The sequence below is a fragment of the Haloferax marisrubri genome (assembly GCF_001469875.2).
Taxonomy (GTDB): Archaea; Halobacteriota; Halobacteria; order Halobacteriales; family Haloferacaceae; genus Haloferax; species Haloferax marisrubri.
Genome location: NZ_LOPW02000022.1, coordinates 128,990 through 148,159, shown reverse-complemented (window position 1 = coordinate 148,159; position 19,170 = coordinate 128,990). Strand labels below are relative to the sequence as shown.

General features: G+C 65.4%; 18 protein-coding genes. 3 read left to right on the top strand and 15 right to left on the bottom strand.

Annotated elements, in window-relative coordinates; all coding sequences use genetic code 11:
* The first annotated feature begins 293 nt into the window (after window positions 1–293).
* Window positions 294–1,646, top strand: coding sequence for an SIS domain-containing protein (locus AUR65_RS18275; protein ID WP_058568538.1), 1,353 nt, complete (start codon window positions 294–296; stop codon window positions 1,644–1,646).
* Between the two features lies 1 nt (window position 1,647).
* Window positions 1,648–2,292 (top strand): class I SAM-dependent methyltransferase, encoded by a 645-nt coding sequence (locus AUR65_RS18270; RefSeq protein ID WP_058568537.1) that lies wholly within the window; start codon window positions 1,648–1,650, stop codon window positions 2,290–2,292.
* Between the two features lie 19 nt (window positions 2,293–2,311).
* On the opposite strand, the gene AUR65_RS18265 is transcribed toward AUR65_RS18270, so the two are convergent.
* From AUR65_RS18265 to AUR65_RS18225, 9 genes are all read right to left on the bottom strand, one after another.
* The gene (locus AUR65_RS18265; RefSeq protein ID WP_058568536.1) at window positions 2,312–2,863 is read right to left on the bottom strand and encodes a DUF7261 family protein; all 552 of its coding nucleotides are present in this window, start codon (window positions 2,861–2,863) and stop codon (window positions 2,312–2,314) included.
* Window positions 2,860–3,336, bottom strand: a complete 477-nt coding sequence (locus tag AUR65_RS18260) for a DUF7262 family protein (RefSeq protein ID WP_103429274.1) — start codon at window positions 3,334–3,336, stop codon at window positions 2,860–2,862. The genes AUR65_RS18265 and AUR65_RS18260 overlap by 4 nt, the downstream gene beginning before the upstream one ends.
* Window positions 3,329–4,030 carry a DUF7263 family protein gene (locus tag AUR65_RS18255; RefSeq protein WP_058568534.1) on the bottom strand — a complete coding sequence of 234 codons (702 nt, stop codon included), beginning with the start codon at window positions 4,028–4,030 and terminating at the stop codon, window positions 3,329–3,331. The genes AUR65_RS18260 and AUR65_RS18255 overlap by 8 nt, the downstream gene beginning before the upstream one ends.
* Window positions 4,023–4,598 carry a DUF7266 family protein gene (locus AUR65_RS18250; RefSeq protein WP_058568533.1) on the bottom strand — a complete coding sequence of 192 codons (576 nt, stop codon included), beginning with the start codon at window positions 4,596–4,598 and terminating at the stop codon, window positions 4,023–4,025. The genes AUR65_RS18255 and AUR65_RS18250 overlap by 8 nt, the downstream gene beginning before the upstream one ends.
* Window positions 4,591–5,304, bottom strand: coding sequence for a DUF7289 family protein (locus AUR65_RS18245; RefSeq protein ID WP_058568532.1), 714 nt, complete (start codon window positions 5,302–5,304; stop codon window positions 4,591–4,593). Before AUR65_RS18245 ends, AUR65_RS18250 begins: the two co-directional genes overlap by 8 nt.
* Window positions 5,301–7,220 (bottom strand): type II secretion system F family protein, encoded by a 1,920-nt coding sequence (locus AUR65_RS18240; protein WP_058568531.1) that lies wholly within the window; start codon window positions 7,218–7,220, stop codon window positions 5,301–5,303. The genes AUR65_RS18245 and AUR65_RS18240 overlap by 4 nt, the downstream gene beginning before the upstream one ends.
* Complete coding sequence (locus AUR65_RS18235; RefSeq protein ID WP_058568530.1) at window positions 7,217–9,544, bottom strand: type II/IV secretion system ATPase subunit; 2,328 nt, start codon at window positions 9,542–9,544, stop codon at window positions 7,217–7,219. Before AUR65_RS18235 ends, AUR65_RS18240 begins: the two co-directional genes overlap by 4 nt.
* A gap of 220 nt (window positions 9,545–9,764) precedes the next feature.
* Window positions 9,765–11,552, bottom strand: coding sequence for a histidine kinase N-terminal 7TM domain-containing protein (locus AUR65_RS18230; protein ID WP_058568529.1), 1,788 nt, complete (start codon window positions 11,550–11,552; stop codon window positions 9,765–9,767).
* A 116-nt stretch (window positions 11,553–11,668) separates the two neighbouring features.
* Window positions 11,669–12,562: a UbiA family prenyltransferase gene (locus AUR65_RS18225; RefSeq protein WP_058568528.1), complete on the bottom strand. Its 894-nt coding sequence runs from the start codon at window positions 12,560–12,562 to the stop codon at window positions 11,669–11,671.
* A gap of 132 nt (window positions 12,563–12,694) precedes the next feature.
* Between AUR65_RS18225 and AUR65_RS18220 the strand changes: the two genes are divergently transcribed.
* Entirely contained in the window at window positions 12,695–13,162 is a 468-nt protein-coding gene (locus AUR65_RS18220; RefSeq protein ID WP_233194426.1) for a ubiquitin family protein, read from the top strand.
* Between the two features lie 65 nt (window positions 13,163–13,227).
* Here the strand turns inward: AUR65_RS18220 and AUR65_RS18215 are convergent, their stop codons facing one another.
* The 6 genes from AUR65_RS18215 to AUR65_RS18190 all read right to left on the bottom strand — a co-directional run bounded on the left by AUR65_RS18215 (window position 13,228) and on the right by AUR65_RS18190 (window position 19,164).
* Window positions 13,228–14,307 carry a TrmB family transcriptional regulator gene (locus tag AUR65_RS18215; RefSeq protein WP_084816531.1) on the bottom strand — a complete coding sequence of 360 codons (1,080 nt, stop codon included), beginning with the start codon at window positions 14,305–14,307 and terminating at the stop codon, window positions 13,228–13,230.
* A gap of 88 nt (window positions 14,308–14,395) precedes the next feature.
* Window positions 14,396–14,596, bottom strand: coding sequence for a hypothetical protein (locus AUR65_RS18210; RefSeq protein WP_058568527.1), 201 nt, complete (start codon window positions 14,594–14,596; stop codon window positions 14,396–14,398).
* Window positions 14,597–14,598: 2 nt separating this feature from the next.
* The gene (locus AUR65_RS18205; RefSeq protein WP_058568526.1) at window positions 14,599–15,780 is read right to left on the bottom strand and encodes an ABC transporter ATP-binding protein; all 1,182 of its coding nucleotides are present in this window, start codon (window positions 15,778–15,780) and stop codon (window positions 14,599–14,601) included.
* 6 nt (window positions 15,781–15,786) lie between these two features.
* Window positions 15,787–16,716 carry a carbohydrate ABC transporter permease gene (locus AUR65_RS18200; RefSeq protein WP_058568525.1) on the bottom strand — a complete coding sequence of 310 codons (930 nt, stop codon included), beginning with the start codon at window positions 16,714–16,716 and terminating at the stop codon, window positions 15,787–15,789.
* Complete coding sequence (locus tag AUR65_RS18195) at window positions 16,717–17,679, bottom strand: carbohydrate ABC transporter permease (RefSeq protein ID WP_058568524.1); 963 nt, start codon at window positions 17,677–17,679, stop codon at window positions 16,717–16,719.
* Window positions 17,680–17,685: 6 nt separating this feature from the next.
* Window positions 17,686–19,164 carry an extracellular solute-binding protein gene (locus tag AUR65_RS18190; RefSeq protein WP_058568523.1) on the bottom strand — a complete coding sequence of 493 codons (1,479 nt, stop codon included), beginning with the start codon at window positions 19,162–19,164 and terminating at the stop codon, window positions 17,686–17,688.
* Window positions 19,165–19,170: the final 6 nt, after the last annotated feature.

Here is a 19,170-nt window from a genome sequence, read left to right as displayed (position 1 = left end):
ATGTCTATATTCAGAGTGTTCGAATCCGATTCCGTCGAGTTTCTGGGTTGGGTTGAGTCGTTGGCCATCGTAATCTGTTGTGTATCGCGTTTGTAGGGGTTCTCGTGACGGTCTCGTTTTCGTCTTCGCGTCACACAAACAGATTGTATGACTGTAAACAAATATCTTGCGTGTGACATAATCAGCCGTGTTTTGTACCCCGCGTATACAGTTTATATGCGTATACAGTAGGGCAAAATCGTATGACATACACGATGACAAGAACTATCGCGTCGTTTGACATACCGGCGACTATGACGAAAGACGAGATACTCCAGGCCCGCGTCTCAAAGCGGGTCAAGCAGCAGGTGGACGAAATCGCCCAGCAGAAAAACAAGAAAACGTCCGAATACGTGCGGTCGGTCATCAAGGCGAACCTTACAGACGACAGCACGTCGGTCAACATCCCGAAGCTGTTCGAAGACGACCTTCGTTCGATTGCACGCGATACGGGCGAGCGGACGGGCGTGTACGAGGCTATCGAAGCGCAGGTCTGGGAGACCATCGCCGACGACGCCTTCCGACAGGCGGTTCGGCGGCCGGTGTTCGACGCCGACGGCGTCGTCACTATCGCCGGGCAAGGGTCCTCGACGTCGGTCGGCTACTGGCTCGCCGACCGCCTCCGCGACCGTGGCATCCGGTCGCAGGTCCGCAGCGGCGTCGAAGCCACCGAGATGCACTCGTCGACGGACGACACCATCGTCGCCATCTCGCGGAGCGGGAAGACGGATTCTGTTCTCGACCTCTGTGCGAACCAGCAGGCGACCGTCGTCGCCGTGACCGACCCGGACAGCCCCCTCTCGGAGCGCGCCGACCACGTCGTCCCACTTCCGGACATCGAAGAGCGAATCGACATCTACGCGACGAAAAGCCTGGTCGCGCAACTTGCCGTCCTCCAAGTCGTCTTCCTCGACGACTACGTCGATATCCAGCGGTTTCAAGCCCGGTTCAGGGCGCTCGACGAGTTCGTCGAAGGCCAGTTCAAACAGGGCGACGACGCCGCCGGCCTCTCGGGTCAAAGCGAGATACTCGCGGCCATCGAAGAACTCCAGCGCCACAACGACCTCCAGAGCGACCCGATATTCGGGACGCTCGGGTCACAGCGCGGGCTCGGAAACGAGGCGCAACTCAAGCTCACCGAATTTCTCCACGTCCACGCCGAATCGGCGCACCTCCAGAACATCGTCCACCGCCTGGTCAACGTCCTCCACGGCGGTTCGAGCTACCTCGTGACGGCGATTCCACAGCAGGGATCCGCGACGTATCGCGAGTGGAACGACGTGCTGTTCGGCGACGAAACCTCCGTGTGGAACGTCCTCCAGTCCGCGGACTTCGACCAGAAGGTCCCGCTCATCGCGTTCACGCTGAACGGCGGGCCGGCCGAGCAGGCCGTCCGCGAGCGCTCGCTGTACGGCCGGAACGGCCTCGTCCGACTCGACGCCTACGCCGTCGAACCCGAGGCGCGAGACCTCATCCTCTTCGCGGCGATTCAGTTGTTCACGTACGGGGTTCTGTGCAAACTCTGGCTCCAGGACCCGGCGCTCCAGTCCCGGGTCATCCAGAGCATTTACAATCCGGCCGAGACCACCGATGGGGAGGTGAACTAACGTGCCGAACGACGGCTGGAACGCCGACTACTTCGACGACGAGTTCGACGAGCCGGACCCGTGGGACTTCGACTCCTCGACCTACGAGCAACGCAAATACCGCCGCCAGAACCGCGTTGTCGAGAGCCACGTTGGCTCGCCGGACTCGATTCTGGAAATCGGGTGCGCCGAGGGCGTGCACTCGGAACTCCTCTTGGAGCGCTTCCCCGACGCGGACCTCCACGGAATCGACATCTCCGAGGCCGCCGTCGAGCGCGCGCGAGAGCGGACTGACACCGACCGGGCGACGTTCTTCGCCGGCGAGGCGAGCGCGTATCTCGACAGCCTCGACGAGGAGTTCGACGTCGTCGTCTGGAGCGAAACCATCTACTACATGGGCGATACGATGAGCGTTCCCGAGTTCCACCGCTTCCTCGACGTGGTGGCGGGCCTACTCGCTCCCGACGGCGTGCTCTGCATGGCGAACATCGTCGACCAAGACGAGGGGCCGGAAGCCCCGCTCACCGAAGCACCGATTCTGGACGCCTACAAGACGCTCCTCGCCGCCCGACTGGATCGGGTCCACGAGGCGCGGTACACCGAGTCCAAACCGGAAGACGACGCCGAACACACGTACGAAGTCCTCGGCTACGTGCCGAGCGCGTGAGCGCCGGTTCGGCCGGCGGTTAGTTCGGGCGTACGGCGACCGTCAGGTCCGTCCGCGAGCGGGGCGTGGCGACTCGAACATCGACGAGGACGGCGACGACGGCCGTCTCCCCTGCGCGCTCTTGAACGACGACACCGTCGTCGGCGACGCAGGGGCCGAACTCCCGGTACGGGCCGTCGGGACAGTTTCTGAGCGCCCATCCGGCGGCCGCGGAGTCGTTCGTCGTCAGCGCGACGCCACCCTCGCCGGCGTGTGCGCGTTCGACGCTCGTCAGCGCGGGGTCGAGACGCGAGCGGAAGTCTTCGACCGCGGCGTCCCTCGTCGCCCAGACGTACCGGCCCGCGACGCCGGCGGTCGCCAGTTCGACCGCGTCGTCGGTCGTCCCCACGACGGCGTTCAGCGGTGGTTGCTCGGTCGTCCCGGCCACGCCGGCGAAGCCGAGTTGCGCGTGGACGACGAGAAGCGCGAGCAGGGCGACGACGACGACCGCCCCGGAGACGAGCACCAGTTGACCTCGGTCGTCGTCCGACGAGGCGGCCCAGTCGTCCGAGTCGGTGGCGGACCGGCTCACGGATACCACACCTCGAGCGTCGCGGTACAGCGCGGGACCACGGCGGTCGCGGTTCCCACCCGAGCGGTCTCCGGCGGCGGCCGACCGACCGAACCGACGTCGGTTCGGAGCGAGACGAACGCTCCGTTCGGGAGTCCGGCCGAGGCGACTTCGTGAAGCCGCGCCGCCCGGGCGTCGAAGTCGCCCGACGACGTGCAGGCCACGCCGAGGAGCGTTCCCGGTGCTTCCGCAGGTACTGACGCCACCAGCGACGCGGCGTCCGTCGCCTGCCGCTCCAGCGAGTCCGACTCGGAAGCCGGCGCGGGCGGTGCGAGCGCGAATCCCGCCGCGACGGCGAGGACGAACAACGTTGCGACGGCCGCTTCGACGACCGTCAGCGAAAGCTGTCCACGGTCTCTGTTCCTCGTGCGGGTTCCGACGGCCGCGCGGTGGGGGCGCATCCGCCGCGAACGGTCGTCGCGACGCTCACGCATCGACGGTCACCTCGAGTCGAACGACGGTCGAGTCGAGCGCCGTCGCCGACGCGTCGACGCTCCCCGACGGGTCGGACTCGGCGGTTTCGACGCGAATCAGCGGGTCCGAGCGGGACGACACCTCGACGACGCGCTCTCCCTCGATTCCGGTCGGTCGGTGGAGGACGACCCTGTCGTCGACTCGAATCGTTCGAATCGTCGTGTTTGCCCCCGGGTTCACGTCGAGTCGGACGCGGTTCGTCCGCCCGTCGAGCGTCGCGGTGGTCTCCTCCGAGAGGTCGATTGTCGCGCCGACGCTCCGCCGACTGACGGCGAGCGCGCCGCGACCGACCGTGTGTCCGCCCGACGGGTCGCCCCGCTCAGCTATCGTCCGGCCATCGACTCGGACGCGAAACGCCGCGTCGCGGAGTGACGGGACGGCGGCGGCGAGCGCGGTCGCGTTCGTGTCGTTCGCGAGCGCGAGGTCGATCGCGTCGCTCCCGTCGTCGGACGAGACGAGCGGAGAGTCCGTGACGAGCGCGTCCGCGGCGCGCTCGGCGCGGTGCTGTTCGAGCGACTCGCCGGCCGCGTCCGCGAGGACTCGGTCGGCGGCGGCGACGGCCCCGACCGTGACTGCGGTCACGAGCACGAGCGCCACCGCGAGTCCGGCGAGCGTCGTCTGGGCGCGTGCCGTGGCGCGGGTACGGCTACTCATCGTCTCCTCCGGCCACGGGCTCGTTCGCGAGTTCGAGCGTCGCACCGTCGTCCTCGACCGCGACGCGAACCACGCAATCGTTCCCGCTGTCCCACTCGCCGGTGACGGTCACCGACTCGGGGAGAGTGACCGGGAGTCGGCGGTCGAACGCGTCATTCGGGTGGTCGAGGACCAGCATCGGTGCGGTGGCGTTCGAGCCAGTCTCGTTCGGGCCGGCCGTGAGCGTGGCGTTCGGGACGTACGCGATTCGGTAGGAACTCCCGCGAATCGCGCGGGGGAGGTCCACGTCGGCCCGTCTGGACCCGCGGACCGCCGACCCGGGGACGACGGCAGTCGCTTCGACTTGCTCAGTCGCCGTCGCGAGCGTTCGGTCGGCGAGTTCGTGACCGACCGCGGCGCGGTGGTCGGGGACGACGCCGCCGAACAGCACGGTCGTCAAGAGCCCGATGAACAGCACGACGATGGCGGCTTCGAGCGCCTTTCCGACGACGGGGACCGCGGCTCGATTTGCGGCGTGAAAGCCGAACTCCGGCGGCGACGGGAGCCGTGGCTGAGGAGCGTCAGCCACGGGCGACCACCACGGAGAGGTCGTACCGAGCGACCGTGAGCGTCCGGTCGCCGGGTACGGTGGCGACGACGCTCTCGGTGCCGTCGCCGTCGAAGTCGGCTCGGGCCGTGCCGAACCCGCGACGTTCGAACGCCCGCTCCCATGCCTCGGGAGTCGCCGTCTCGACGGCGACGGTGTACTCGTCGCTCGGCAGGTCGGACACGACTCGCGTCGTGCGGGTTCGGAGCGCCGCACCTCCGCCGAGACCGCCGCCGTCTGTGGCCTCGTCAGTCAGAACGGGCACCGTGAGAAACGCCGCGTCGCCGGCGAACGACAGCGGGACGGGCGTGACCAGCGAGGCCGCGTCGCCGGTTCCGCGGACGACCGCGCCGCCGACGAACGCCACGCGTTGGCCGCCGAGGTCGGCGACGTAGCCGTCGGCGTCGTAGGTTCTGTTGGCCCCCGTCTCGGGGATGACTCGGACCGTCCTGTTCACCCGCGAGAGGTCGCCGTCCGTGACGCGAACCGGGTAGCTGTCGTTCGCGCCGGCGACGACGCCGTCTCGGAGCGACGACAGCCCGTCGGCGGCGGTGTCGGCGTCCGCGGTCGCAATTTGGGCGTCCACGAGCCCGCCGACGCTGGCGGTCAGGAGGCCGATTGCGACGACGCCGATGCCGAGCAGGAGCGCGACGCCGACGACGTTCGCTTGGCCGCGCGCCGCGCTCATATCAGTCCCACCCCGGCGTAGACGAGGTAGCACGCGACGACGAGCGCGCCGGAGTGGAGCAACGCCTCGTAGCGCCCGCGGCTCGCCGTCCCGGCGAACCAGCCAGACGCGAGCATCGTCGCCTGCGTGACGACGTACATCCGGTAGCGGTCGCGTTCGAGGTCGACCGCCCCGGCGTTGATGGCGAACGACCCACCGGTCGAGAGCGTCGAGAGTTGGGCGAAGCCGTCGAAGACGTGGACGTTGACGGCGACGGTGATTCCGATAACGAGGAGCGCAGTCGTCCAGCCGACGGCGACGTAGACGAGCAGCCCCGACCGGAGCGCGCGCTTTTCGTGATAGAGGCGACCGATTTCGGTCTGGAGCGTGTCGAAGACGGTCCCCGTGTCGCTGCCGCCGTCCAGCGCGCCGACGACGAGGCCGATGGTCTGTTCGGCCATGGGCGTCCCGACGCGGTCGACGAACCGCGCCAACGCGGCTGTCCGGAGGTTCACGTCGGTGCCGGAACTCGGCGCGGTGAATCGGAGGTTGAGCGCGAGGTCGGCCACGTCGGAATCGAGCGGGCCGAGGTCCACGTCGCGGCCGACGCGCTCGACCGCATCCCCGAAGGGTCGCCCGAGGCTGACGTGGCCCGAGACGGCGTGGACGAAGTCCTTCAACTCGCGGTCTTTCGCGTCGTCGAGGCGGGCGCGGCGGACGCCGACGAGGCCGACCGGGGCCGCGTAGGCGACGTAGCCGGCGAGCGCGACGCCGACGGCGTCAGCGCCGACGACCCACGCGACACCGGCCACGACGAGCGCCGGGAGGACGAATACGACGGCCGCGCTGGCCGGGTTCGACAGCGCCGAGTCGAGGACGCGGACCGCGCCGGTCGGCCGGTCGTACTCGACGGACTGGTCCGGCGGTCGGAGCCCTGCGACGAGCACGCTCGCGCCGAGGCCGACGCCGACGATGAACGCGGCGCTCGCGTAGACGACGATACCGCGCGTGGTCGTCTGGCCGAGCGGCGTGACGACCGGCGCGGAGAGGCCGGGCGCGATGACGCTCATCACCGTGAGGACGATGACGAGCAGCGAGGGAAGGACGAGGAGGACGATGAACAACTCGGCGAGCAGTTCGAGGAAGCCCTCGGCGCGCTCGCGGGCGCGGTCCTGTCGGTGGCCGAGCATCCGACTCTCCATTCGCAGATAGTTCCGGAGCGCGTCGTCGCCCTGTCCCGCGTGCTCGCGGAACTTCAGGAGGAACGGCGCGAGCATCCCCTCGGAGGGCGTGTCGCGGGCGACGCGCCGCAGGCCCTCGTTCACGTTGCCGGTCAGCGAGGCTGTGTTGAGGACGCCCCGGAAGGCGACCGCAGTCTCGCCGTAGGCGTCGGTCTCGGCGACGCGCTGAAGCATCTCGCGGGGGCCGTCGCTCCCCGACGAGAGGACGTGGAGATAGCGGACCGCACCGGGGAGGGTCCGCTCGATGTTCTCTCGCCGAGCGGTCGCCCGCCAGCCGAGGTACTGCCCGGCGACGGCGAGGAGGACGCGCCGCGTCGCCATCGCGACCGCGAGTGCGAACACGCCGGCCACGGGAAGCCGCGGAACCACGGGTATCGGGACGTGTTCGAAAAACGGGAGCACCGCGCGGAGGACGGAGAGGACGGCGTCGACCGTCGAGTCGGGAACGGCGAGCACGACGAGCACCGTCGGGAACGCGACGAACAGGCCGGTCGCCCACGCGAGACCGTAGGCACGGGCGAGATAGAGGTCGAAGCTCATCCGCATGTCGGTGCCGCGGTAGCGGCGGCGGTCCCGGTCGTGTCGCGCGGCGTCGACGTGGCGGGCGAACAGCGCGTACAGCGCCCTGTCGAGGACCGAAAGCGAGCGGACGCGGCCGACCCGTCGCTCGTCGAATCCGGCGTCGAACCCGGTCACGACTCGGCCTCGTCGTCGCGGTCGCGGTTTCCGTCAGTTGCCGTTCGCTCGGCCATCCGCCGGCGGACCCGCTCGACCGTCGCGGCCTCGTCGGTCCGGAGGTCCGAGAGGAAGCCGAACAGCCGGTCCACGTCGGTCACCCGCTCGCGGACGAGGTACTCCACGTAGCGGTGCTTCCGGTGGAACTCGCGCTCGACGGCCTCCACGTCGCGGTCGGTGGCCTCAGCGATACGGTGAAACAGCCGGATTCCGACGCGTCGGCGGTCGTCGCCCAACTGCGGGTGCTCGTACGAGAGGTCGAACGAGCCGTCGGGCGTCCGTCGGCCGACCGTGTTCCAATGGAGCGTTCGGCCGCCTTTCTCGACGACGCCGCGTCGGCCCCACGTCTCGTCGTACTCGGACTCGGGGACGAGTTCGACCACCTCGGAGACGTACCGCTCGCCGTCGACCTTGTGCGGGAAGACGACGAGGTCGAGTTCGCGGAGGAGGTACGGCGGGAGACCCTGCTCGATGACGCGGTTGACGAGCGTCTCGATGTCGGCGGCGTGGGTCGTGCCGATGACGCCGTGGCCGGTGTTGAGCGTCTCGGCGAAGGTGGCGAACGACTCGGGCGTGTTGATTTCGGCGATGACCTCGACGTCGGGGTTGAGGTAGTTCGCCTCGGTCATCAGGTCGGCCATCGAGACGCGCTTGAACTCGGACTCGTGGTCGCGCGTCGTCAGCGAGACGCCCGTCTCGTGGGGGAGGTGGACCTCGCGGGAGCCCTCGTCGATGCTGATTGGTCGGTGGTCGTACGGGACGAACGGCATGCACGCGTTCATCAACGTCGTTTTTCCAACCCCAGTCGCACCCGAAAAGAGGACGACGCGGTTGTGTTCGTAACAGAGCCACAGCAGGGTGACGAGCTCGGTCGATAGCGACCCGCTCTCGACGAGGTCGACCGGCGTGAGTACGTCGCCGGTCTGCTTGCGAATCGAGACGTGCGGGCCGCCCTCGGAGATGACGGGAAGGGCGACGGCGCACCGAATCGTCTCGTCGGTGTCGGCCGACGCGGGGTCGCCGCCGACCGCGCCGGGTCGGAGGTTCACCTTCGCGCTCGGGTTCGAGGCGTTCAGCTCCACCCCGTCGGCCGCGGCGAGTTGGGTGACGACGTTCGTGAACTCCGTCTCGTCTTCGAAGACGAGGTTCGTCGGCACGCGGAGGCCGCCGCGACCGGTCACGTCGGCCCGCGGAATAACTTTGACCCGTTCGCCGACGCGGTTGGCCTCCACGTCTTCGAGGTGGGGGTCGCGGATGGGAACGGTGAGGACGCCCTCGCCGACGTAGTCGCGGAGGACGTAGTAGACGAGGTCGTCGAGGCGGTCCTCGGCGAACCGGCGGTCGACCGGCGGGAGCGCGAGGCCGTACTCCGAGAGCGCGGCGCGGACGCGGAACCTCGTGGCGTCGACCCACGCTCGGGTGTTGCGGGCGGTCAGTCGCCGCGAGAGGAACTCGCGGGCGCGGTCGCGGACGAACTCGATGCGGTCCGTGACCACGTCGTCGACGTTCGCCTCCCAGATTCGCTCCTTGCACTCCTCGATGAGTTCGGCGTCGCCGGGGACGAGGTCCGGTTCGAGGACGGCGTACTTCGTGGCGAAGCGGTCGTCGCCGAGGAGTCGGTCGCGGTAGACCACCACGTCCACGTCGTAGCCGGCGAAGGGGACGGTGTAGTGGTCGACCCGCTCGGCGGCGATGCGGTCGGCGAACGTCACGTCGGAGTCGAACGTCGTCGTCGCCGGCGCGAAGTCCTCGGTGTGGACGACCAGTCGCTCGGAGCCGTCGCCGCGACCGGCGTCGACGACTTCGATGCGCTCGTCGAGCGCCAGCGGCGTGACTGCGCCGAGGAGCCGCAGCTCGGACAGCGCGTGGTGTTCGACGCGTCTGCGGGCGGTCGGCGGGAGGTCGAGCAGTCGGTCGAAGATGCGCCGGTACTTCGGCGAGAGACCGGTCTCGGCGCGGGTCGCCGCGCCCTCGCGGGTGAGCGGTCGTCGTCGGGCGACGGTCGAGAAGTGGTCGCGGACGGTCTCCAGCGCGGCGGTCTCGCGCGTCCCGAGCGTCGGCTCTCGGACCGCGTAGTCGAAGCCGTGGTCCGCGTCGCTGATGGTGACGACGGTGTCGGGGGCGACTTCGTACTGCGAGCGGACGGTCGGGGCGTACCACGCGTTCGGGTCGTCCGGGGGGACGGGCGCCGGGACCGCGCCCGCCGCCGCGGGAGTCGAGGCAGCACCGAATTCGAGGGTCGGAGTGGGTGGCTCCGCCCCGTCGTTATCGCCTTGGGTAGGCATACACCGTGGCTTGCCGAGTATTCATATTTAAGAATTTACTGCACCGTGTTGCTGATGCAAATCGAACTGAAACCGGTGATTACGCGGTTAATCGGGCCTATAAACCGGTCTAAGGAATTTAGACATCGCGTTACTAGTTGCGATATTGAACAATCTCTAGGCGCGTGGTTATCAAAACTGGAACCGTCGAGGTTCGGTCGCGGTTCTCTGAACCCTCCAGCTACTCCCCCCGCAACGCCGGAATCCGAAGCACCACTTCGGTCCCGCCCTCGTCGTGGGCGTCGAACGTGACCGTCCCGCCGAGTTGGTCGACGCCCCACTTGACCAGCCAGAGACCGAGGCCGCTCGCGTGTCGGAGTTGCGTCTCGCCGTGGGCGTTGATGGCGGCGAGTTCGCTCGGCCTGATACCGGGGCCGTTGTCCTCGATTCGAATCGTGAGTTCGTCGCCCTCGTGGGTCGTCGTCACCGTGACGACCGGCGTCGCCGCTGGGTCGTGTTGGACGCCGTTTTCGACGAGTTCGCGGACGATGGGTTCGAGCGTGGGAGCACAGACGAAGTCGTGGTCGGGAAGGTCGTGGACGCGGACGTTCGCGTGGGCGAACTCGGTTCGGATGGCGTCCGCGGCGGCCTGTATTTGGACGGCCGCGGGGCGGAGACGGATGTCGCCGTTGCCGTCGCCGTCGCCCTCGCGGGTCGCGCCGAGTTTGCGCGCCTTCTGACTGATGTTGACGAGCGTCGACGCGTGGTCGTGGACCGTCTGCGCGTGGGTCCGCGCGTCGTCGAGTTCGCCGGCGTCGATGTCGTCCAAGACGAGGTTCGCGTAGCCTTCGAGGAGGTTCGCCTCGGTCCGGAGGTTGTGTCGGAGGACGCGGTTCATCACCTCGAGTTGCTGGAGGTTCAGCCGGCGGTCGGTCACGTCGCGGAAGACGAGCGCGTGGCCGATATCGCGGCCGTGGTGGTCGGTAAAGGCGCTCGTCCGGAGTTCGAAGTACCGGTGTCCCGACCCGAGCCTGACGGTGAGGTGGTCCGTGTCCCGCTCGTCGGGCGAGAACTCCTCGATAACGTCGCTGACGGGGTTGCCTTTGAGTTCTGCGGCGGGGTCGCCGAGGATTCGCTTGGCCGCCTGGTTCGCGTCGGTGATACGCCACTTCGTGTCGGTGACGAGGACCGCGTCGGTCATCGTCTCGACCACGCGTTCGCGGGCGACCCACCGGGGGACCGGCCGGGATTCGAGGAGTTCGAACCGGCTGACCGCGACGGTACACGCGAGCCCGGCGAACGCGAACGCCGCGGGCGTCATATCGATGGCCGGGCCGTAGAGTTCGAGAAGCGTCGTGGCGGCGTTTCCGAGCACGGGCATGAGTGCCCCGACGATGAGAGTGGCGGCCTGGAGTCGGTAGATCGTCGGCATGTCGAGCGCCGTCCGGAAGATGACGACCGTGCCGGCGACCCACAGCAGGTAGCTGTATCCCAACACGAGCCAGTACAGCGGTCCCCACTCGGTCTGGAGGACGGTAATCGTCTGGCCGATAGCTGGAACGACGCTGACCGAACTCCACATCAGGTGGTGTGCGGGGTTGGTCCAGACGGCGACGAGGCCGACCAGAGAGGGCACCGAGAGGACGAGCAGCACCGCCGGCGCGGTGAACCGGTCCCGGCCGGCGTAGGAAAACGCGAAGAGGAACCAGGCGATGGGGGCCACGAGGACGCCGGCCCACTGGAGGTTCGCAAGGACGAGTTTGAGCGTCAGGTCCGCGACGAGGAGTTCCAACAGGTAGCCCGCCGACCACCAGCCGCTGGCGAGGCCGAACACGATGAGCCCGGTTGCGCCGGGCGTCGAGCGCCGTCGCCACGCGAACAGGGCGACGTAGCCGCTTACGACGCCGGTGATGACCATCAGGCCGACGACGACGACGATGAGTGAGACCGGCTGTATCAGCAGGCGTGCGCTGACGTCGCTTCCGAACACCAACTGTTCGAAGGGGACCCACTCGATGCTCGGGAACACTAACTGAATAGTTATTCACCACATGACAAAAACGTATTCGAGATTTCGAGCCGACTGTCGCGAGACGACGACGCCTCCAACCCCGTCTCAGCGGCGTTGTATCCGCTGTTGACACGTCACGCGAGCGCGCCGCCGGTTCCGACAGCCGCGGCGGCGACCGCGACGCCGACGGCCATCAGCACGCCCTCGCCGTCGCGGAGCGTACAGAGCCGCTCGACCGAGCGGTTCGACTCGGTGAGCGCGGCGGTAATCCACGTGGAGTAGGCGACGGCGGGCAGGAGCGCGACCGGGGCCCACGCGGGGACGACGCCGAGCCACGCTGCACCCGAGACGAGGCCGAGCGAGACGAGTTCTAACCCGTAGAGGCTCAGTTGCGTGCGGCGGACGCCGACGACCGTCGGCAGGGTCTCGACGCCGTTTCGCGCGTCGCCGGTGACGTCGCGGACGTTGTGGACTTCGACCGAGATGGCCGACCGGAGGAAGAACCAGCCCGCCGCGACGGCCGCGCCGGCGGCGTAGTCGGGTGCGGTCGCGGCGACCGCGAGCGGGATGAACGCCACGGGGACCGCCCACGCGAGCGACACCGTCGCGGTGTTGACGATGAACACGTCTTTGAGCCGGTCGACGGAGGGGAGGGGAACGAGCGGGACGGTGTAGAACACCGCGATGACGCCCGGGAACAGCGTCAGCCCGAGACCGTAGACGCCGCCGTGGCGGACGGCGAGCCAGAGCGCGACGGCGACGACGACCACCGAGAAGGCGGCGTACAGCCGCGGGTGAGACGCCACGAAGGCGGTCCGTTCCGCGTAGTTCTCCGCGTCGGCGTCGAGGTCCGCGAGCTTGTCGAAGTTGTAGATACCGATGGTGATGAGGAAACCGACGACGAGGGCGGCGTTCGGCGTGATTCCGGCGAGCGCGGACGCGACGAACACTTCGGCGATTGTCGACGCGCCGAGGAACACCGAACTGTGGACGACTGCACCGTACAGGCGAGTTGGAACGATTCGCATGGCACCTTCGTGTCGTGGCGCGAGCGAATTAGTTGTTAACCAGACAACAGTTTTTCCCGGGAATCCCGTTTTCGCTCGCGATCGAACGTGTTCGGGACCTCGCTCATTCGGCTTCGGCGCGTAGCGGGACCTATGGAGACAGGGATCACCGAGCGGGCGGAGCGGAGAGAGACGGGAGCGGCGGGAGCGGCAGAGGAAGCGACAGAAGCGGCGTCGGAGACAACGGACTCCACAGAGACGACACAAACGACGGTCGAGGTCAACCTGACCGGCCACGTCAGGTCGGCCGCGGGCACCCACCGGGTGGAGTTCACCTTCGCGGGCGAGACGCTCCGGGCGTTCCTCGACGCGTTCTTCGCGGCGTACGACGTGCGCGACCTCGTCATCGCGGAGCGCGAGGCGGACGCGACGACGCGCGGGTGGGCGCGGGTGGAACAACCCCCGGGCACGTGGCGGAAGAACCCGGAAGGAGAGCAGACGCGGCCCTACGCCCGCGTCCTCGTCAACGGCGTGTTCAACGAGAACCTCGACGGCTTCGACACGCGACTCGAAGACGGCGACCGCGTCGCGCTCATGAAGCCGTTTCTGTACTGCGTGTGAGTGGGGCTTGCGAGTGAGGAGCTTCGGCGTACGACGCGTACGCCTCCGCCGAACTTCGGACCCACTTATTCCACGCGAAGCGTGACAGATTTCGCTTCGTAGTTTTCGAGAATCGCGTTCCGTCCGCCGACGCTCATCTCACCCTCGTCGGTCTCGAGGGTCAGACTCGTCTGTAACGTGTATTCGTTCGTCGTGGGTGCAATGAGTGCTTGGCTAATGTTGCTGACTCGTCCGGAAATCGTCTCTCCGTCGTCCGTCTCGATGTCCGCCCAGATATCCGTCCCACGCTTCTTGTGGAGCATCGCGTGGAAGACCGCTTGTCGGAACCAGTCGTACGTCTTCGGGAGTGGGTCGGGGTCGGTGATGAACACCTCAGTTCCGGCCGGCCAGTAGGCACTGAAGAACATCCCGTGAATCGAACCTGCAAGATGTTTCTCAGAGACCGCCACACCGTCACCTGTTTCGTGTGTGCCGGACAGCAAGAGCGCGTCGCCAACTAAGGCCGACTGGTGGACCGACGGGTTCGCCGACTGCGTATCCGTCGCGAACAGGAACAAGATGTTCTCGGTCCAACAGCGAACGATATCCGCGGCACCGCTGAAACGCTCCCGTGCCGTCGAGGGGTCGTCGACGTCCTGTACTAACAGGAATACCAGCACGTCCCGCTCTCTCGCAGCCTGTAACTCGTGTTCGATATCCGGATAGACGCGCTCTGGAATCGCAACGATGACCTCGCGTTGAGCCTGGGAAATCGCCTCCTGAAGCCGTTTGAGAGCTGTCTCGTGGGATTTCACCATCTTGAGCTCAGGCGTCTGTGGCTTCGTGTCGTTGAACCGACTATCCAGAACCGGTGTAATCGAATCGATCCGACTCGATAACGCAGCCATCGACTCTTTTGGGGGAACTGCACGAATCGTCTTCGGCGAAGCGTGGTCGTTGACACGGACCAGGCCTCGGTCTTCGAGTCGGTCAGTAATGGTGTAGACCGCCTGTTGAGAGACGTCCGCCGCTTCCGAAATCGCACTCGTCGCCGCTTCGCCTAAGGACAACAATGCGAGGTAGACATCGATCTCTTTGTCCGAGAATCCGAAGTCGCCCAGTTCCTCTCTGAGCATCGCGTCGCTTTCCTCACCGCGCTGAGACATGATAGTGGTAGGTAGGGGTCATCGAGTTATTTGGTTGTTCATCTGTCAACGTTCGGAGAGACTGTTGGTGGATATCTGTCTCGTCGATTTAGAGGAGCTGTTTCTCGTGTTCGTCGAGTTCCTGTTCGTCTCCTTCGGTCCACATCGAACGCCACCCACGAAGGGTCTGGCGACCCTTCGGAACGTACGTCCGTCGACAGTCGCGGAAGAACGCGTAGATGCCGTAGATCCAGAAGAAAAACAGCACCGTAACCGCGCTGACGTACACGATAGTGAGTGTCTCGAGCATCGTCAGTCCTCGGCGGTGGTGCGCTGTTCGCTCGTCGCTGTGCTGTGAGAACTCACGAGACCGTGACAGCGCGCGTCGCCCGACTGCTGGTCGAACAGATGGAGATTCGCACGGTCGAAGCGAACCGTGACGGCTTCTTCCTCTGAGAGTTCGACGTCGGGGTCGACGCTCATCAGCAACTGGTCTCCCTTTCGTTGCTCCTCGTCCATGGTCGTTCGCTCGCGAGACCCGTGCGTGAGGTAGACGAAGATTTCGTTCCCCATCGGCTCGATGACGTCAGTGACCGTGTCGACTGGGTCTGTCGGGTGCGCAATGCTACCGGCTTCGCCGGTGAGATGGACGTCTTCTGGTCGAACTCCGAGTGTTACCGCGTCACCGACGGAGACGTCGAACGCAGTCGGGTCGAACTCGACGGAGATGAACTCCGACTCGAAGCCGTCGTGGCCGACTTCACCCTCGATGAAATTCATCGATGGCGACCCGATGAACCCGGCGACAAAGCGGTTCGCTGGTTCGTTGTAACAGGTTAGCGGTGGTGCGATTTGCTGCAGTTGACCGTTGTTGAGGACCGCGATACGATCGGACATCGTCATCGCCTCCGCCTGATCGTGTGTCACGTAGATGATCGTCGTGTCCAGTTCCTTGTGCAGGCGCTGGAGTTCGGTTCGCATGTGAACGCGAAGCTTCGCGTCGAGGTTCGCGAGCGGTTCGTCCATGAGGAACGCCTCTGGCTCTCGGACGATCGCGCGTCCGATGGCGACGCGTTGGCGCTGCCCACCGGACAGTTCTGAGGGTTGCCGGTCCAACAGGTCACCGATCTGGAGGATGTCCGCCGCTCGTTCGACCCGGCGGTCGATTTCCTCCGTCTCGAAGTCACGGAGTCGCAACCCAAAGCTCACGTTGTCGTAGACGTCCATGTGCGGGAACAGCGCGATGTTCTGGAAGACCATCGCGATACCCCGGTCTTTCGGTGGGAGCTTCGTGACGTCCTTTCCAGCGATCGTAATCTCGCCCGCCGTCGGGAGCGTGAGACCAGCAATCGTCTCCATCGTCGTCGACTTCCCACAGCCCGATGGCCCGACGAGACAGACGAACTCGCCGTCTTGGATGTCCAAATTCATGTCGTTGACTGCCGTTACGTCGTCGTACTGCTTCGTCACGTGTTCAAGTGTAACATTTCCCATAGTGGATCACTCCTTGACTGCGCCGGCGGTGAGACCGCTGACAATTTTCTCTTGTGCGACGACCACGATGAGCGCGACCGGGAGAATCCCGATGAGGCTCGCGGCCGCCATGTAGTTGTACAGACTGGTGTACTGGCTCTGGAAGGCCAGAATGCCCCACACGAGTGGGGCTCCGTTCTCGGGCTGTCCCGTCGTCATCAGGAACGAGAAGAAGAACTCGTTGTAGACGGCGATGAACGTCAGAATCCCGGCGGTCGACAACCCGGGTGCCGAGAGCGGCATGATGACTCTGAATAGTGCGCCGATACGCGTCGTCCCTTCCACGCGTGCTGCGTCCTCGAGTCCGTCCGGAATCTGGCTGTAGAATGTCGTCAGGATGAAAACTGACAACGGAAGGAACAGTCCGCTGAACGGAACGATGATGGCACCAACCGTGTTGAACAGGTCCGGACTGTGAAGCCCGAAGAGCACCACATTCCCGGTGAAGAGCTTGAACAACGGGAGGATGAACGCCGCTGGTGGGAAGAACGAGATTATCAACAGCAACAGCAGGAGCCCACCCTTCCCGCGGAATTCGAGCCGTCCGAACGCGTATCCCGCCAGACTCGAGACGAGCAGGACGTAGGCCGTCGTCGTGATGGCAATCACGAAGCTGTTGAACATATACTGGTGGAGGGGAACCGTCTGCCACATATCGACGAAGACGGAGATGTTGAATCCGCGTGGAATCGGACCCATGTTCACGATGAGGTCATTCGGCGTGAGTGACAACACCACGAGCCAGTAGATCGGGAAGAGCGTCGTGAACATGAAGAAGATGAGCGCGACGTAGAACATCGCTCTGTGCACCTTCCCGGGGTTCTCGATCGCGCTTTTGACCCAGTTGGTGAAGGGCCCCCCACCGTCTTCGGCGTCGGTGTTCTGTGCGGTCGTCATCTATGCACTCCCTCCGATTCCTCTGAGACTGTCCACGAACTTTACCAGGTACACGAGAATGAACGCGCTGATTATCAGTGCAGTAAGGAAGGCGAGCGTTGCTGACGTCCCGTAGCGGTTCGACCGGAACGCCGAGATGACGAGACACGTCATCGACGGGACTGTGCGGCACCCCGACAGCACCTCGATGACGCCGTACACTTTCAGCGCACCCAGCGTGCGGAAGAGCATCCCGACCAGCACAGCCGGAAGCACCAACGGGAACGTGATCAGCTTGAACCGTTGCCAGGCGGTTGCCCCGGCGACTTTGCTGACGTCGTAGAGACTCCGGTCGATGCTCTGCATCCCGGCGAGGATGATGAGCGCCATGAACGCGGAGGTCTTCCACGCGTCCGTGAGCGTGATTAAGATGAGCGAATCTTGTGTGTTCGACAGCGGTGTCGACGAGAAGAGGCCGAGTTCCTGCAACGGAGCGACCAGAAACCCGATGCTCGGTTCGAACAGGAGGTAGAACATCATCCCCTGAACGACGACGGGGACGGCCCACGGAAGGATGATGGCCATCCGGACCCACGCACGGCCACGAAACTCTTGATCGAGGACTAACGCTTGTGCGAGTCCAACGACTGTCTCGAGCGTGACGCTCCCGACTGTGAAGACGACCGTGAGGCCCACGGCGTACCAGAAGGACCCCGGTAGCACCGCGTTGCGTTGGCCGGTCAGCACGTCCACGTAGTTCTGGATTCCGATGAAATCACCGACAGAAACGCCGGTGAGGGCGTCTGCGTGAAGTGACATGGTGAACGTGTCCACCAGCGGCCAGAGTGCAACCGCTCCCACCATGAAGAACGCCGGCACCAGCAAGAGGTAGGCGTACAGCTCTTCGGGGAGGCCCTCGAGTTTGTTGGCGATGATGTAATCCGGGCGTGGAAAGCCGCTCGACTGCTTGTGTTCAGTTGCCATAGGCGATCAGACCGACTGTTCCTCGATTTCTGTCAGCTTGCCCGCGAGCTTGTCCATCGCTTGTTGTGGCGACTCGCCGCTGCCCTTCTGTAGGGCCTTGTTGACGGCGCTGGCAATCGCACCAGACTGGTCTGGCCAGGCGGTGGTCACCGGCCGTGGGACCGCGTTGCTGCCCGCCGTTTGCAAGGCATCCATGTAGCGTCCCATGACGTCGACGTTCCGTGCTTCGTCGGAGTTGAACACCTCCGGCTTCGGCGGTAAGAGTCCGAGCGTCTCGAACTGCCACAGCGAGAACTCTTTGGTCATCTTCGCTTTCAGCACTTCCACCACCGCGTCTTTCTTCTGTGAGTTCGGGTTCACGACGGAGGTCCACCCGCCGAGCGCGGATGCGGTTCCGCCAGTCCCGTTGTACTTGGCGTCGCTTTCTTTGACACCGTACGGCAGCGGCATCACGCCCAGTTTGTCACCGAGCGCATCTTCTGCCCCGCTTATCGCAATCGAGTACGGCCAGTTCCGGTGCATGACCGCGTTGCCGTTGGTGAACGGTTTCCGGGACGTTTCCTCGGTCCACCCGAGTGTCGCGGCTGGAGCGATGTTCCCGGGGATGTCCATCCCGTGTTTGTCGTCTTCGCCGTGGATGAACGACCGAACCATCCTGATCGCGTCCACGGCTCCCTTTTTGTTGACCGTGACCGGGCGTTCGTTTACCGGTCCGAACAGGTTCTCGGACCCACCGAAGTAGGCACCACCCCACGTCGTCATCCATTCGTTGAAGTCACAACAGGCCAGCCCTCCGTAGCTGTCCGCTTGGAACGTGTAGCCGTACTTGATGTCGTTCTGCGCTTTGACGTCAGCAGTAATCTCGGCAAACCGCTGCCAACTCATCGGTTCGGTTTGCCAGCCGTCGGTGTCGTACCCGGCGTCCTCGACGAGGTCCTTCCGGTACTGTATCGTCGGGAAATCCGGGAATTCCGGCACCCCGTACAAGGTCCCGTCAGGAGCACTTGCGGAAGCGACGCTCGCCTCGAAAAAGTCGTTCTTGACGGTGCTGACCGTACTGCTGTCCAACAGTTCTTCCAGACTCTGTACTTGCCCCCGCTGTATGAACGGAATCGTCCATCCGGAGTCCATTGTGAAGATATCCGGTTCTTCTCGGCCTGCGGAGAGCCACGTGCGGTACTGACTGAGCAACTGGTCTGTTGTCGACGGGCCGTCCACGATTTCAACGTAGATGTCCTCCGAGAGCCCTGCGCTCCACAGCGCCTCGCGAAGTTGGTCCTTGACCGCTGGCGATTCGTTGGACCCCACGCCAGCGTACTGGCGAACGACTGTCTGGTCCGAGTCCGCCTTCTCAGGCTTGTCTCCACTTCCTCCGCCGAGACACCCCGCAAGGCCCGTCACGCCGCTCGCCGCGCCGACCGCTTTGACGAATCGGCGGCGCGTAACCGGTGACTGCGCTGTGTTCTCGTTGCTATTGGTTCCCATGGTGCA